The 12,908-nt window shown below is 64.1% G+C and carries 14 protein-coding genes; 7 read left to right on the top strand and 7 right to left on the bottom strand.

Annotation, left to right across the window (positions count from 1 at the left end):
* Nucleotides 1-26 precede the first annotated feature (26 nt).
* The 6 genes from HDC35_RS09085 (at nucleotide 27) to HDC35_RS09110 (ending at nucleotide 6,149) form a co-directional block, all read left to right on the top strand.
* Nucleotides 27-590, top strand: a complete 564-nt coding sequence (locus tag HDC35_RS09085; protein ID WP_184645884.1) for a pyridoxamine 5'-phosphate oxidase family protein — start codon at nucleotides 27-29, stop codon at nucleotides 588-590.
* Complete coding sequence (locus HDC35_RS09090; RefSeq protein WP_136173080.1) at nucleotides 590-820, top strand: DUF2007 domain-containing protein; 231 nt, start codon at nucleotides 590-592, stop codon at nucleotides 818-820. The genes HDC35_RS09085 and HDC35_RS09090 overlap by 1 nt, the downstream gene beginning before the upstream one ends.
* 18 nt (nucleotides 821-838) lie before the next feature.
* Nucleotides 839-1,537, top strand: coding sequence for an endonuclease/exonuclease/phosphatase family protein (locus HDC35_RS09095; RefSeq protein WP_184645886.1), 699 nt, complete (start codon nucleotides 839-841; stop codon nucleotides 1,535-1,537).
* Nucleotides 1,538-1,707: 170 nt separating this feature from the next.
* Nucleotides 1,708-2,046 carry a P-II family nitrogen regulator gene (locus HDC35_RS09100; RefSeq protein WP_003043080.1) on the top strand — a complete coding sequence of 113 codons (339 nt, stop codon included), beginning with the start codon at nucleotides 1,708-1,710 and terminating at the stop codon, nucleotides 2,044-2,046.
* An 18-nt stretch (nucleotides 2,047-2,064) separates the two neighbouring features.
* Nucleotides 2,065-3,429 (top strand): ammonium transporter, encoded by a 1,365-nt coding sequence (locus HDC35_RS09105; protein ID WP_184645889.1) that lies wholly within the window; start codon nucleotides 2,065-2,067, stop codon nucleotides 3,427-3,429.
* 311 nt (nucleotides 3,430-3,740) lie between these two features.
* Nucleotides 3,741-6,149, top strand: coding sequence for a TonB-dependent receptor (locus HDC35_RS09110; protein ID WP_184645891.1), 2,409 nt, complete (start codon nucleotides 3,741-3,743; stop codon nucleotides 6,147-6,149).
* Between the two features lie 312 nt (nucleotides 6,150-6,461).
* Here the strand turns inward: HDC35_RS09110 and HDC35_RS09115 are convergent, their stop codons facing one another.
* Nucleotides 6,462-6,854, bottom strand: coding sequence for a hypothetical protein (locus HDC35_RS09115; RefSeq protein ID WP_184645893.1), 393 nt, complete (start codon nucleotides 6,852-6,854; stop codon nucleotides 6,462-6,464).
* A complete protein-coding gene (locus HDC35_RS09120; RefSeq protein ID WP_184645895.1) occupies nucleotides 6,851-7,225 on the bottom strand; it encodes a VOC family protein in 375 nt (124 codons plus the stop codon). The genes HDC35_RS09115 and HDC35_RS09120 overlap by 4 nt, the downstream gene beginning before the upstream one ends.
* Before the next feature lie 95 nt (nucleotides 7,226-7,320).
* On the opposite strand from HDC35_RS09120, the gene HDC35_RS09125 reads away from it, so the two are divergent.
* A complete protein-coding gene (locus tag HDC35_RS09125; RefSeq protein ID WP_184645897.1) occupies nucleotides 7,321-7,866 on the top strand; it encodes a winged helix-turn-helix transcriptional regulator in 546 nt (181 codons plus the stop codon).
* Nucleotides 7,867-7,889: 23 nt separating this feature from the next.
* Here HDC35_RS09125 and HDC35_RS09130 read toward each other — a convergent pair whose 3' ends face one another.
* The 5 genes from HDC35_RS09130 to HDC35_RS09150 all read right to left on the bottom strand — a co-directional run bounded on the left by HDC35_RS09130 (nucleotide 7,890) and on the right by HDC35_RS09150 (nucleotide 12,788).
* On the bottom strand, nucleotides 7,890-9,476 hold the full coding sequence (locus tag HDC35_RS09130) for a GMC family oxidoreductase (protein ID WP_184645899.1): 1,587 nt from the start codon (nucleotides 9,474-9,476) through the stop codon (nucleotides 7,890-7,892).
* A gap of 123 nt (nucleotides 9,477-9,599) precedes the next feature.
* Nucleotides 9,600-10,514, bottom strand: coding sequence for a sterol desaturase family protein (locus tag HDC35_RS09135; protein WP_184645901.1), 915 nt, complete (start codon nucleotides 10,512-10,514; stop codon nucleotides 9,600-9,602).
* Nucleotides 10,507-10,911, bottom strand: a complete 405-nt coding sequence (locus HDC35_RS09140) for a hypothetical protein (RefSeq protein WP_184645903.1) — start codon at nucleotides 10,909-10,911, stop codon at nucleotides 10,507-10,509. The genes HDC35_RS09135 and HDC35_RS09140 overlap by 8 nt, the downstream gene beginning before the upstream one ends.
* Nucleotides 10,908-11,342, bottom strand: a complete 435-nt coding sequence (locus HDC35_RS09145) for a TIGR01244 family sulfur transferase (protein ID WP_184645905.1) — start codon at nucleotides 11,340-11,342, stop codon at nucleotides 10,908-10,910. The genes HDC35_RS09140 and HDC35_RS09145 overlap by 4 nt, the downstream gene beginning before the upstream one ends.
* A 717-nt stretch (nucleotides 11,343-12,059) precedes the next feature.
* Nucleotides 12,060-12,788 carry a Bax inhibitor-1/YccA family protein gene (locus tag HDC35_RS09150; protein WP_184645907.1) on the bottom strand — a complete coding sequence of 243 codons (729 nt, stop codon included), beginning with the start codon at nucleotides 12,786-12,788 and terminating at the stop codon, nucleotides 12,060-12,062.
* Between the last annotated feature and the right edge of the window lie 120 nt (nucleotides 12,789-12,908).

Consider the following 12,908-nt stretch of genomic DNA (forward strand, 5'->3'; position numbering starts at 1 on the left):
GGGCGGGCGCGAAGCGGAGAACATCCATGGCCGAATTCACCGACACGCTGACCGACAAGCATATCGCCTTCATCGAAAGGCAGCCGGTCTATTTCACCGCGACCGCCGCCGCCGATGCGCGCATCAACCTGTCCCCCAAAGGCTATGCCGACAGTTTCAAGGTGCTTTCGGACGCCCAGGTCGCCTATCTCGACCTCGGCGGATCGGGGAACGAGACGCACGCGCACCTCGCGGCTGACGGGCGTATCACCATCATGTTCTGCGCCTTCGACCGTAGCGCGTTGATCCTGCGCATCTATGGCCGCGGGCGTCCCGTGTTGCCGCAGGATGCCGAGTGGGACGCGCTCGCCGCCAACTTCCGGCTGATCCCCGGCACCCGGCAGATTTTCGTGATCGATGTCGAAAGCGTCCAGACAAGCTGCGGCTGGGGCGTGCCGATGATGGAATTGCAGCACGAACGCGACACGCTGCAGAAATATCACCGCCAGGCCGACCGCGACCTGTGGGTCGAAAAATTCAAGGAGCGCACGAAAAGCATCGACGGCCTCCCCACGCGCCCGACCGATCGTTTCGTAACGGGCGACGCCTGATGCCGCTCGTTGAACTTGTCCGGCTTCCCAATGGCGCCGAGGCCGAATTGCTGCGCGGCCGGCTCGAGAGCGCGGGGGTCCATGCCGTCTGCTTCGACGCGGGCATGAACATCGCCGAAAGCGTCGGCCTGCTCATTCCCGTCCGTATCATGGTGCTCGACGAAGACCTTGCCGAAGCGCGGGCGCTGGTCGCCGAATTCGAGGGCGGCGGGAACGGAAACGCGGCCTGAGCGCTTGAAAAGCACGTCATGATCAAGGTCGCCAGTTACAATATGCGCAAGGGCGTCGGTCTCGACCGTCGCCGCGATCCCGGCCGGGTGCTCTCGGTGCTCGGCGAGCTCGACGCCGACATCGTCGCTTTGCAGGAAGCCGACCGGCGTTTCGGCACGCGCGCGAGCGCGATCCCCCCGCATATGTTTGAAGAGCATAGCGATTACGTCCCCGTCGACCTGCTCAGCGGCCGCCCCTATGCGATTGGCTGGCACGGCAATGCCCTGCTCGTCCGCAAGGGCGCCGAGGTCGAGGAAAGCCACGCGCTCCATCTACCGACGCTCGAACCGAGGGGCGCCGTCGCGGCGACCGTGCGCATCGGCGACACGCGGCTCCGCGTCGTGGGCATGCACCTCGATATTTCGGGGCTCCGCCGCCGCCAGCAGGCGCGCGCGATCCTGAACCATGTCGCCGAGGGCGAGGTGCTGCCGACCATCCTGATGGGCGACTGCAACGAATGGCGCGCGAGCGGCGGTTGCCTTGCCGATTTCGGCGCGCAGCACCGTCCGGTCGATACCGGCCACAGCTTTCACAGCCGTCGCCCCGTCGCCCGGCTCGACCGCATCTTCGCCACCCCCGATCTCGAAGCGGTCGAAGCGGGCGTGCACCGCAGCGCGCTTGCAGCGCGCGCGTCCGACCATCTGCCGGTCTGGGCCAGGTTCAGGGCAACAAGATAGCAATCTTTGCCTAAAATTTAGGCATGGCGCTGCCTTCATTGCCCGTTGGGCGACCGATCAGGCGCGTGGCGAGGGCCAAAACCGTCACAAAATGTTAACTTTCAGGCGCTCCGCGCAATCTGGCACGCCCGTTGCAGTGCAACATGGTGCCATTAGCAAAAGGGGGCGTCATGAAGCTGATCCTGGCCATCATCAAACCATTCAAGCTCGACGAGGTGCGCGAAGCGCTCACCGGATTGGGCATCGCCGGCATGACCGTGACCGAGGTCAAAGGCTTCGGGCGGCAAAAGGGGCAGACCGAAATCTATCGCGGCGCCGAATATGCCACCAACATGGTGCCCAAGGTGAAGATCGAGCTCGTCTGCGACGACGCGCTTGCACCGCGGGTGGTCGAAACGCTGCAGCAAAGCGCCGGCACCGGCTCGATCGGTGATGGCAAGATTTTCGTGCTCGACGTGGGTCAGGCGGTGCGCATCCGCACCGGCGAGACCGGCGAGGCGGCTCTCTAAATGACGAAGGGGGAAACTATGACGTTCGCAAACAAGATTGCGGCGGGCGCCGGGGCCGTGGGCCTTTCGCTGTTCGCCGCGCTGCCCGCTTGGGCGCAAGAGGCGGCGCCCGCCGTCGCCGAAGCTGCCGCGCCGACGCCCGACAAGGGCGACACCGCCTGGATGATGACCGCGACCGTGCTCGTCATGGCGATGATCGTCCCCGGCCTCGCGCTTTTCTATGGCGGCCTCGTTCGCACCAAGAATATGGCGTCGGTCCTGACGCAGATCCTGGCGGTCGCCGCGCTCGCGATGATCATGTGGGTGATGTTCGGCTACAGCCTCGCCTTCGGCGGCGACGCCAACCAGTTCATCTCCGCGGGCAAGTCCTTCCTCGCCGGCGTGACCGCTGATTCGACCGTCGCGACCTTCACCGACGGCGTCGTGATCCCCGAATTCGTGTTCATCGCCTTCCAGATGACCTTTTCGGCCATCACCGTCGCACTCGTGCTCGGCGGGCTGGTCGAGCGCATGAAATTCTCGGCGATGATGGTGTTCGCCATCATCTGGCTGACCATCGTCTATTACCCGATCGCGCATATGGTCTGGTATCTGGGCGGCACCGATGAAGCGACCGGGCTGATCTTCGGCTGGGGCGCGCTCGATTTTGCGGGCGGCACCGTCGTCCACATCAACGCGGGTATCGCCGCGCTCGTCGGCTGCCTGATCATCGGCAAGCGTTCGGGGTATCAGAAGGACATCATGGCGCCGCACTCGCTGACGATGACCCTCGTCGGCACCGGGCTCCTCTGGGTGGGCTGGTTCGGCTTCAACGCCGGTTCGGCGCTCGAAGCCAATGGTTCGGCGGGCCTTGCCCTCATCAACACCTTCACCGCCACCGCCGCCGGTGTCCTCTTCTGGATGCTCACCGAACGCGCACTCGGTCACAAGGGCTCGCTGCTCGGCGCCTGTTCGGGTGCGATCGCCGGCCTCGTCGCGGTCACCCCGGCCGCGGGCAATTCGGGTCCGTTCGGCGCGATCCTGCTGGGCGCAGCCGCGGGCATTGTCTGCTGCTGGTTCGTGATGAAGATGAAGCCGAAGCTCGGTTTCGACGACTCGCTCGACGTCTTCGGCATCCACGGCCTCGGCGGGATCATCGGCTCGGTCGGCACCGCGGTGACGATGCTCGCCGCGCTCGGCGGTCCGGCGGGCGACGATTATGTCCTTGGCAGCCAGCTGTGGATCCAGGTCAAGTCGGTCCTCGTCGCGATCCTCTGGTCCGGCATCGGTTCGGCCATCGCCTTCTATGTCGCAAAGCTGGTCACCGGCGGGCGCGTCTCGGCAGAGGTGGAGCGCGAAGGGCTCGACCTCGGCGAGCATGGTGAGCGCGCCTATAATTATTGACGAGACAGGATACCCGCCGCCGCACGCTCTCTCTCCTTTCAAACGGCGGCGGCGGGATCCTCACTAGGTTCCTCCTGCGAACCACTGGCCGGGGCATTGCTCCGGCCTTTTTTTGAACTGTGGCCCGAACGGCCACGGGCCGGGGCATTGCTCCGGCCTTTTTTGCCCGCGATATCCACTGTGGCCGGGGCGCAACATGTCGCAGCAATTTTATTGCGCAAGATTCACCCCCCATTGCGAATTGATGACAAGAGGCGCACTCCTCGCCCCGGACCAACGAAAAGATTGGCCACATCAGGAGGAGGATTATCATGCATTCACGTGCATCCATGCTCGCGAGCTTGTCGCTGCTCGCGCTGACGATCGCGGTACCGGCAGCTGCTCAGGACGCCACGACCGAGGACGAAGGCAATATCATCATCGTCACCGCGACGAAGCGCGATGCCAATCTTCAGGACATTCCCTTCTCGATCAACGCCCAGACCGCCGAGGATATCCAGAAATCGGGCGCCGTGACGCTCGAGGACCTGTCGCGCAACGTCGCAGGCCTTTCCGTCCAGAATCTCGGCCCCGGACAGAGCCAGGTGTCGGTGCGCGGCGTGTCGGCAGGACAGGTCGTGCGCGACCAGCCGGGGGTCAAGGAACAGGTCGGCGTCTATCTCGACGAAAGCGTGATCTCGCTCTCGCTCTTCACCCCCGACATCGACCTTTACGATCTCAATCGCGTCGAAACGCTGCGCGGCCCGCAAGGCACGCTCTTCGGTTCGGGATCGGTCGGCGGCACGATCCGCTACATCACCAACCAGCCGAAGATGGGGGTGATAGAGGGCAGCGTCGAGGCGAATCTGAACCTCGTCGACGGCGACGACCTCGGCGGCCACCTCAAGGGCGCGATCAACATTCCGATGGGCGACAATGCAGCGCTCCGCGCGGTCGGCTATTACACTCGCTATGGCGGCTTCATCAACGCGATCGGCCCGGCGGGGAAAGAAGATATCAACAGCGGCGAACGCTATGGCGGACGTCTTGCACTGACCTTCGAGCCGACCGACACTTTCTCGATCACCCCACGCATCGTCTATCAGAAGGTCAAGGCCGACGGTTTCAACCGGCAGGATGTCTACAATCTCTATGCCAATGAATTCACGACTACGCGGCCGCAGGTGACCTTCGACGAGCGCGAACAATATCTGCTGCTGCGCGAAGGCTTCGACGACGAAACGCTGATCGCCGACCTCAACATCAACGTCGGCCTCGGCGGTGCGAAGCTCACCTCGGTGACGAGCTATATCAACCGCGACATCCTCGTCAGCCGCGACGCAAGCGCACTGTCGGGTTCGGTGTCGGTCGACCTCGGCTTCCCCGATGCGGGCGTGCTGTTGCCGTCGAACCTTGTCGACACCACCGACCTCGAAACATGGACGCAGGAAGTCCGGCTGGCGTCGGACAATGACAGCCCGTTCCAGTGGGTCGTCGGCGGCTTTTATTCGAAAGTCGATCGCGTCTATACCCAGACCTTGCCGACGCCCGGCTACGACGCCTTTACCAACCAATATTTCGTCAACGCCTGTAATGCCGACCCCGACGATTGCGGTCCCGGAGGCGTGCCGCTCACCGCCGCCGACATCGCCAACGGCTTCGGCCCCGATTCGCCGTACAATGCGTTCCTGCCCTACGACATCAAGCAGTTCGCGATCTTCGGCGAGGTCAGCTACGATATCAGCGACGCGCTCACCGCAACCGCGGGCGGGCGCTATTACGACTTCAAGGAAACGCGCAGCTTCGTCTCGGGCGGCCTGTTTGCCAACGGCGACAATCGCACCGACAGCACCAAATCGAGCGGCTTCACCCCGCGCCTCCTCCTGTCTTACGACGTCAGCGACGATGTGACGATCAATGCGCAGGCGTCGAAAGGCTTTCGCCTCGGCGGGGTCAACGATCCGCTCAACCTGCCGCTCTGCTCGGACGAGGACGAAGCGCTGTTCGGCGGGTTCCAGGATTATGACGACGAAACGCTGTGGAATTACGAACTGGGCGTGAAGTCGCAGGGACGCGGCTTCACCTTCAACGCCGCGGGCTTCTATAACGACATCAAGAATCTGCAGGTGACGCTCGACGCCGGCACCTGTTCGTCGCGCGTCGTCTTCAACGTGCCCAAGGCGCATTCGATGGGGGTCGAATTCGAACTGGGCCTGCAACCGGCCGACGGACTCGACCTCAGCCTTTCGGGCAGCCTGATCGAAGCCGAATTCGATTCGACGCTGCCGGGGGTTCTCGCCGCCACGACGGGCATTCGCGAAGGCAATCGCCTGCCGTCGGTACCGAAGTTCCAGCTTTCGGCAGCGGGCAGCTATGAATGGCCGATCGGCGACGCCGCCAGCATGTATGTGTCAGCATCGTTCCAGCATGTCGGCACGCGCTATACCCAACCGGCGGATCAGGAAAACAACCCGCGGACCTTCGTCCACGGCCTCCCGTTCGGCGGTGCCCCGGCCGATGCCGCGACGACGGTCGACCTGCAACTACCCGATTACCAGTTGGTCAATCTCAGCGCCGGGGTCGATTTCGACAATGGCCTGTCGCTGATCGCCTATGTCAACAATCTCTTCGACGAAAATGCGCTGCTGTCGTTCGACCGCGAACGCGGCGGGCGGGCGCGGCTCGGCTATACCGTCGGCCAGCCGCGGACCTTCGGCATCACCGCGCGCAAGACCTTCTAGATTGGGGAACAGGGACCGGTCGAAGCGTCGACCGGTCCCATTTGCTGCATGCTGCGATGCACAAAAATCAGGCAGCGCTGCCGCAAATTTAGGCCTTTTCAACATGACATTAATGTGGCATTCATTGCGTCAACAGTTTCAGGAGGGGAGAGCCTGAAAGGCTGGGCCGGGACGAAAGTCCCGGCCCTCTTTTTTTTGTGCGCAGCATGCGCGCACTCCAAAATCCTCGGATTTCAGCTTTTGTTGCGACGATAGTGCAGCACGCAAAGACGCGCCAACCGCCGTCGGCCCGCAGGACCGAATCGTTGACGATCAACCGGTCGGGCGTCTCCAGCCGATAGGTCGACCGGCCGATTTCGAGGTCGGCGCTGCCCCAATTTGCAACTCGTTCTTGCGCTCCGAGACGCCCCGCAGCCGGGCGTGTCCGACCATGGCTGTTGGTCCAGTTTCCGCGCACGCCTCCCCCTTGCTGTCGAAGCGGCAAATCCCTTCCGCCGAATAGGTTGCGCCCGGCACGCCGGCGATCGACAACCAATAGGCGAGCTGCGTCGCGCCGGCGCCCGATGCCGGGCCGATGTCGAGCGTCGCCGTCGCGGGTTTGCCAAAGGCCTCGGCCCGGCGGCCATGCCTTGCGGCAAGCGACGGAAGCTCGGCGGGCCAAGCCCGTGCGACGAGCACCGCGACGGCCCACCAGAGCGATGTCATGCCGCCATCTCGGACTGCGAGAACATGAAGGCGTTGCCGTCGGGATCGTAGAAGGTGATCAGCTTCACCAGCCCCGGGATATGCTGGATGTCGCCGTCCTGCCGGACGCCCTCGGCATCAAGATGCGCTTTCGCCGCGTCGATATCGGCAACTTCGAACACATTGGTCGCGCCGCCGCCCTGCGTCACGCTCTCGAGCTGGCTCAGCCCGATATTCACTCCCGCCATCGGGGTCTTGAGTTCGCACCAGCCGATCTCGTCGGCGCGGTAGAGCAACTCGCACAACATCACGCGCTCATACCATGCGATCGCCGCGGTCATGTCCTTCACTCCCATCGAACAGGTGAGTTCGGATCCGATCTGAAGTGCCATGTCATTCCTTCCGTTTTTGCGAAGCGCCAGGCACAGCGGGAATCACCGGGCCAAGTCGCTTGCTTCCATAGTCCGGTTTGTATAGTTAGTTGCGAATGCGGTCAACTACGCCCGACCCCCTGCTCATCCAGCTCGGCAGCCATCGCTGGCTGATCCCGCTGCTCGCCGATTTGGCGGCCCATAAGGGCGCCCGGTTCGTCGAGATGATCCACCGGCTCGGCCTCTCCCGCGACAGCCTGACGCGTACGCTCGACGCCGCGCAGACGGTCGGCTGGGTGCGGCGCAATCCCGGTCACGGCCACCCGCTCCGTCCCGAATATATCCTTACCGAAAAGGGTCAGGCGGCGGCGGGACGCGCGGCGACGATCGCCGGGGCGCAGGATGCGATCGGCCTGCCTCCGGGCGCCGCCACGCGGTGGGGCCTGCCGCTCGTTGCCGGAATCCATGCGGGGCACGACCGCTTCAACGCGCTCTCGCGCCTGCTCGCGCCCGCGACTCCGCGCGCGCTGTCGCAGGGGCTGACCGCGCTCGGGCGACACGGGCTGGTCACGCGCGAAATCCTCGACCAGCGGCCGCCGGCGAGCCGTTACGGCCTGACGAAAAGCGGCGCCCTGCTCGCCGTTGCCGCCGGCGCTGCATGATCACCGGCGAAAGCCGGGTCCGTTCAGTTCAACGCCGCCCTTACGAAATCGGCCGCGCGTTCGCCGATCATTATGCTCGGCGCGTTGGTGTTGCCGCTGACCAGCCGCGGCATGACGCTCGCATCGGCGACCCATAGCCCATCGAGGCCCTTCAGCTTCAGCGCCGGATCGACCACCGCATCGGCGTCGCTACCCATCCGACACGTCCCGACCGGATGATAGACGGTGTCGGCGCGGCTGCGGATCAGCGCGTCGAGCGCCGCATCGTCATCGATATTCACCGGATGGCGGTCGACCCCCGCATAGTCGGACAGCGGGGGCGCGGCGGCGATCCGGTGCATCATCCGCACCCCCGCGCGGAGCGTCGCGATATCGCGATCGTCGGTCAGGAAACCCGGATCGATCGCGGGCGCCGCGGCCGCGTCGGACGATGCCAGCCGCACCGTGCCGCGACTCTCGGGACGCAGCACGCAGGCGTGGCACGAAAAGCCGTGCCCCTTCACCTTGGTGCGCCCATGATCCTCGAGCATCGCGGGCACGAAATGATATTGGATGTCGGGCGCCGGCAGGTCGGGGCGCGATTTCCAGAAACCGCCCGCCTCGGCGAAACAGGTGGTCAGGATCCCCGTGCGCTGCCGGCGATGCTCGAAGATCGCCTTCAGCATCCGCCACGTCCCGCCCGCACTGTCCCCGAAGGGGTCGGCCGAGCGCGTTTCCCAGCTCGACACATAATCAATATGGTCCTGCAAATCGTCGCCGACCGCCGCGCGGTCGGCGACGATGTCGATCCCCTTGTCGCGCAGGTGCGCACCCGGCCCGATCCCCGACAGCATCAGGATTTGCGGACTACCGAACGCGCCCGCCGACAGGATCACGCCGCCGCGCGCGCGCAGCGTTTCGCGAGCCCGTCCGCGGCGGATCACCACGCCCGCCGCGCGACCGTCCGTAACGACGATCTTCTCGACCAGCGCCCCCGTGCGCACCGCGAAATTGCCATGCTCGCGCAGCGGCTCGACATAGGCGCGCGCCGCCGACCAGCGTTCGCCCGCTTTCTGCGTGACCTGATAGAGGCCGAAGCCCTCTTGCTGCGCACCGTTGAAATCGGCCGTGCGCGGCAGTTGCAGCGTCGCGGCGCTTTCGACGAAGCGCCGGCTCGTCACATTGGGCCAACGCTGGTCCATGACGTTGAGCGGACCGCCGATCCCGTGAAAATTGTCGCTGCCGCGTTCGTTATGCTCAGCGCGTTTAAAATAGGGGAGCACGTCGGCATAGCTCCACCCGGTTGCGCCCAGCGCCGCCCACTGGTCGTAATCGAAGGCATGGCCGCGGATATAGACCATCGCGTTGATCGCGCTCGACCCGCCCAGCCCGCGTCCGCGCGGCTGGTATCCGGTGCGCCCGTTCAGCCCCTTTTGCGGTACCGTCTCATATTTATAATTCGCGCTGTTCCGGATGAAAGGCATGAAGCCCGGCGTCTTGATCAGCATATTGTCGTTGCGGCCGCCCGCCTCGACCAGGCAGACACTGCGCTTGCCATCCTCGGCAAGCCGCCCCGCCGCCGCGCTCCCCGCGCTGCCCCCGCCGATGACGATGATGTCGAACTGATCCATGCGACTCTCCCTCGCGCCGCCTCATGGCGGTCGCCCCGGGTGCTTACATGAATGTCATTAGACGGCGAAGCAAGTCGCCAAAAGCTTGTCCTTGCGAGGGCAGCGAAGCCATGACCGCGAAAATTATTCCGCTGGCTCCTCGACCGGCCGTCCCGCCGCCCAGCGCTCCTTGATCATCGCGCTCGTCGCGCGGCTGCCGTCGTGGCTCCAGCCGGGTTCGCGCCACATATAGGATAGCTTGTGTTTCCACGGCGCGTGCCACACATCCTTCGCGATCCCGACCCATTCGTGCACCGCGGCCCAGAGGATATTGAAGCTGCCGAGCTGTTTGACGATGCCGTAACGCACCGGCTCGTCGTCGCGCTCGGCGACGAAGCTGCCGAACATCTTGTCCCAGATGATAAACACCCCGGCATAGTTGGCGTCAAGATAGCGCGGGTTCACGCCATGATGGACGCGGTGGTGCGACGGCGTGTTCATCACCGCCTCGAACCATTTGGGCAGCCGCCTGATCGCCTCAGTATGGATCCAGAATTGGTAGATCAGGTTCAGCCCGGCGCAGAAAAAGACCATCGTGGGCGGAAAGCCGATCAGGAACAAGGGCAGGCGGAAGATGAAACCGAGGCTGAAAAAGCCCGTCCATGTCTGCCTGAGCGCGGTCGACAGATTATAATGTTGCGAGCTGTGGTGGATGACATGGCTCGCCCAGAACCAGCGCACGCGATGCGCACTGCGGTGAAAGGCATAATAAGCTAGATCGTCGAGGAAAAAGCAGAGAATCCACGCCCACCACCAGCTCTTGAATGCGATCCCGATGTCGAAGAGGCGGAACTGATAGACCCACACTGCCATGCCGATCACCGCCGCGCCGACGAGCGCGCCGGCGACCTGGCTTCCCGTACCGAGGAGCAGCGAGGTCAACGTATCGCGCGCCTCGTAACGGCTCCTGTCGGCGCGCCGCGAGACGATCATCTCGACGAGCAGCAGCAAGATAAAAGCCGGTACCGCATAGACGACGGGATCGGGCAGCTCAGGCACGGACAATATTCCGCATCCGCGATGCCCACATCCCCGCATCCTTCCCCAGTTGTAGCGTCACCGCGCCGAATGTTTTCTCCGGCGTCGTCAAAGTCAGGAAGTCCTTGTCGAGCCGCCCGATGACGCTGGCGTCGATCGGTCGCGCCGCAAAGAAATTGCCGTGCGCGCGCACGAGCAGCATCCGCCCCTGGGCATTTTGCACGATCGCGGCGAAACCCGCACGGTCACGCGCAACCTCGATGCCGCGAAAGCCGGCCTCGGCCTCTTCGGCGAGGCGGATCGCATGCGCCTCGTCCTCTATCCGCGGATCGGCGCCGAGCCCGATCTTGCCGACCAGCCAGGCGACGAGCAGCACGGTCACGAGCGACACGCCCGTCTGGATCGCTACCGCGGTCATTTTTCCCCCGAAAGCGCGTCCAGCATCGGCCGGAGGCCTGTCAAATCATAACCCGCCTTCGCCGCCGCATCGACGATGCCGCCAACATCGTCGCCGGCGCGGGCGCGCGCCAGCGCCCAGAGATGCGTCGAGCGTGTCCCCGACCGGCAATAGGCCAGGATCGGTCCCGTCGCATCGTGGAGCAATTTGTCGAGCGCATCGATCTGCGCATGGCTGAACCCCGCATGGCCGATCGGGATCGCGGCATAAGCGAGTCCTTCCGCTGCCGCGGCGTGCGCAATATCCTCGCCCTGCGGCGCCGATGGCTCTTCGCCGTCGGGGCGATTGTTGATCAGCATCGCAAAACCCATCGCCCTCGCCTCGGCCACATCCTCGAGGCTGATTTGCGGGGCAACGCTGAAGTCGGCGGACAGGGGACGAAAATCGCTCATGACGGCGATCTACTCCCGCCGCGCACCCGCTGACAAGCTTGAAGGTGGGAGCACGATTGAAAGGTGTCCGTTTTGGGATGGGCTCGCAGCCACCGTCTGTGACGCTGTCCAAAGGTCAGTAAAGGTCAGCCTTGTGCGCCGCTCGATTGGCCGCCGCGGGGATGCGGGACGCGGCGGGCTGCGATCACATGAAACAGCCGGAATGAAGGCTGGCATAGCCGGATATTGTAGGAAAGACCTTTTTTGCATGCCCCGGATTTGGAGGGGGTTACTGCCCTATCGTGAACCCCGTCGAGCGCCGGGCCCAGTACGGAAAAAGGCAAGGTTGGTCGAGGGTCAGGACCCTAGCAATTCGGGGACCCCGGCTTTCGCCGGGGTTCCCATCTCTAGCGGCAGCTTCCGGTCGCTTCCTGCCAATCCTCCCTGTCGCGCAGCGATGGGGGAGCCGCAGACGGCGCGTAGCGCCAGCGGGACCGCCGCGCAGCGGTGGTGGAGGGGCCGCGACCTCGCGCGATCGGCCCGTCAGCGCTTCGCGCTGCCGCCTCCCCCATAGCTTCGCCACAAGGGAGGAGGAGTGTCCGCTTCAGATCGTTAGCCGCCGTGGCTGCGGCTACCCGACGCTTGCCGGCGCGCAAGGTCCGGATCAGACCAAACCCCAAGAGAAAACCCGGCGAATCGCTCCGCCGGGTTTTCTTTTTCCGTTCCTCTTCCGTCCGCTTATTCGCGGCTGCCCAAGAGGTTGAGCAGGAAGGTGAACATGTTGACGAAGTCGAGATAGAGCGTCAGCGCGCCCATGATCACCGACTTGCCGACAAAGTCGGTCCCGCGGACATAGAAATACATGCTCTTGATCTTCTGCGTGTCATAGGCGGTGAGGCCCGCGAAGAGCAGGACGCCGATCACGCTGATCGCGAGGCCGAGCGCGGTCGATTGCACGAACATGTTGATAAGCAGCGCGACGAGGATGCCGACGACGCCCATGATCAGGAAGGTGCCGAAACCCGACAGATCCTTCTTGGTCGTATAGCCGTAGAGGCTGAGGCCGAGGAAAGCCGCCGCCGTCGCGAAGAAGGTCGTCGCGATCGAGGTCGCGGTAAACGCGAGGAAGATCGTCGACATCGACAGACCCATCACCGCGGCATAGACCCAGAACAGCGCCTGTGCGGCGCCGGTCGACAGCTTGTTGATGCCGAAGCTCAGCACCAGCACGAAGGCCAGAGGCGCGAGCATCACCACCCACATCAGCGGGCTGCCGATCATCGAGGCCGTGAAGCCCGAGTTAAACGCCAGCATCGCGACGATGCCGGTCAGCAGCACGCCCGAGCCCATATAATTGTAAACCGACAGCATGTACGACCGCAGACCGGCATCGACGGCCTGGTCCATTGCGTTCGCGCCGGCCCCGAAACCGGAAGCCGCCATATTGGGGTCGTTCCAATTCGCCATTTTTCATCTCCATCACCGGCCAGCCCATACCGGCCGTATCGACAATATCGGGGGTTTGCCCGCGCGTTTCAAGCGAAACCGGACACCAGCAACATTCCGGCAACATATTAGGATCGGAAC

This window comes from Sphingopyxis sp. JAI128 (assembly GCF_014207235.1).
GTDB lineage: Bacteria > Pseudomonadota > Alphaproteobacteria > Sphingomonadales > Sphingomonadaceae > Sphingopyxis.

Bases quoted from the DNA above. Each gene is read 5' to 3' on its own strand.
- HDC35_RS09100 (WP_003043080.1), top strand. From the start codon at position 1,708: ATGAAGCTGATCCTGGCCATCATCAAACCATTCAAGCTCGACGAGGTG.
- HDC35_RS09110 (WP_184645891.1), top strand. From the start codon at position 3,741: ATGCATTCACGTGCATCCATGCTCGCGAGCTTGTCGCTGCTCGCGCTG.
- HDC35_RS09090 (WP_136173080.1), top strand. From the start codon at position 590: ATGCCGCTCGTTGAACTTGTCCGGCTTCCCAATGGCGCCGAGGCCGAA.
- HDC35_RS09150 (WP_184645907.1), bottom strand. From the start codon at position 12,788: ATGGCGAATTGGAACGACCCCAATATGGCGGCTTCCGGTTTCGGGGCC.
- HDC35_RS09125 (WP_184645897.1), top strand. From the start codon at position 7,321: ATGCGGTCAACTACGCCCGACCCCCTGCTCATCCAGCTCGGCAGCCAT.
- HDC35_RS09145 (WP_184645905.1), bottom strand. From the start codon at position 11,342: ATGAGCGATTTTCGTCCCCTGTCCGCCGACTTCAGCGTTGCCCCGCAA.
- HDC35_RS09105 (WP_184645889.1), top strand. From the start codon at position 2,065: ATGACGTTCGCAAACAAGATTGCGGCGGGCGCCGGGGCCGTGGGCCTT.
- HDC35_RS09140 (WP_184645903.1), bottom strand. From the start codon at position 10,911: ATGACCGCGGTAGCGATCCAGACGGGCGTGTCGCTCGTGACCGTGCTG.
- HDC35_RS09085 (WP_184645884.1), top strand. From the start codon at position 27: ATGGCCGAATTCACCGACACGCTGACCGACAAGCATATCGCCTTCATC.
- HDC35_RS09120 (WP_184645895.1), bottom strand. From the start codon at position 7,225: ATGGCACTTCAGATCGGATCCGAACTCACCTGTTCGATGGGAGTGAAG.
- HDC35_RS09130 (WP_184645899.1), bottom strand. From the start codon at position 9,476: ATGGATCAGTTCGACATCATCGTCATCGGCGGGGGCAGCGCGGGGAGC.
- HDC35_RS09095 (WP_184645886.1), top strand. From the start codon at position 839: ATGATCAAGGTCGCCAGTTACAATATGCGCAAGGGCGTCGGTCTCGAC.
- HDC35_RS09115 (WP_184645893.1), bottom strand. From the start codon at position 6,854: ATGACATCGCTCTGGTGGGCCGTCGCGGTGCTCGTCGCACGGGCTTGG.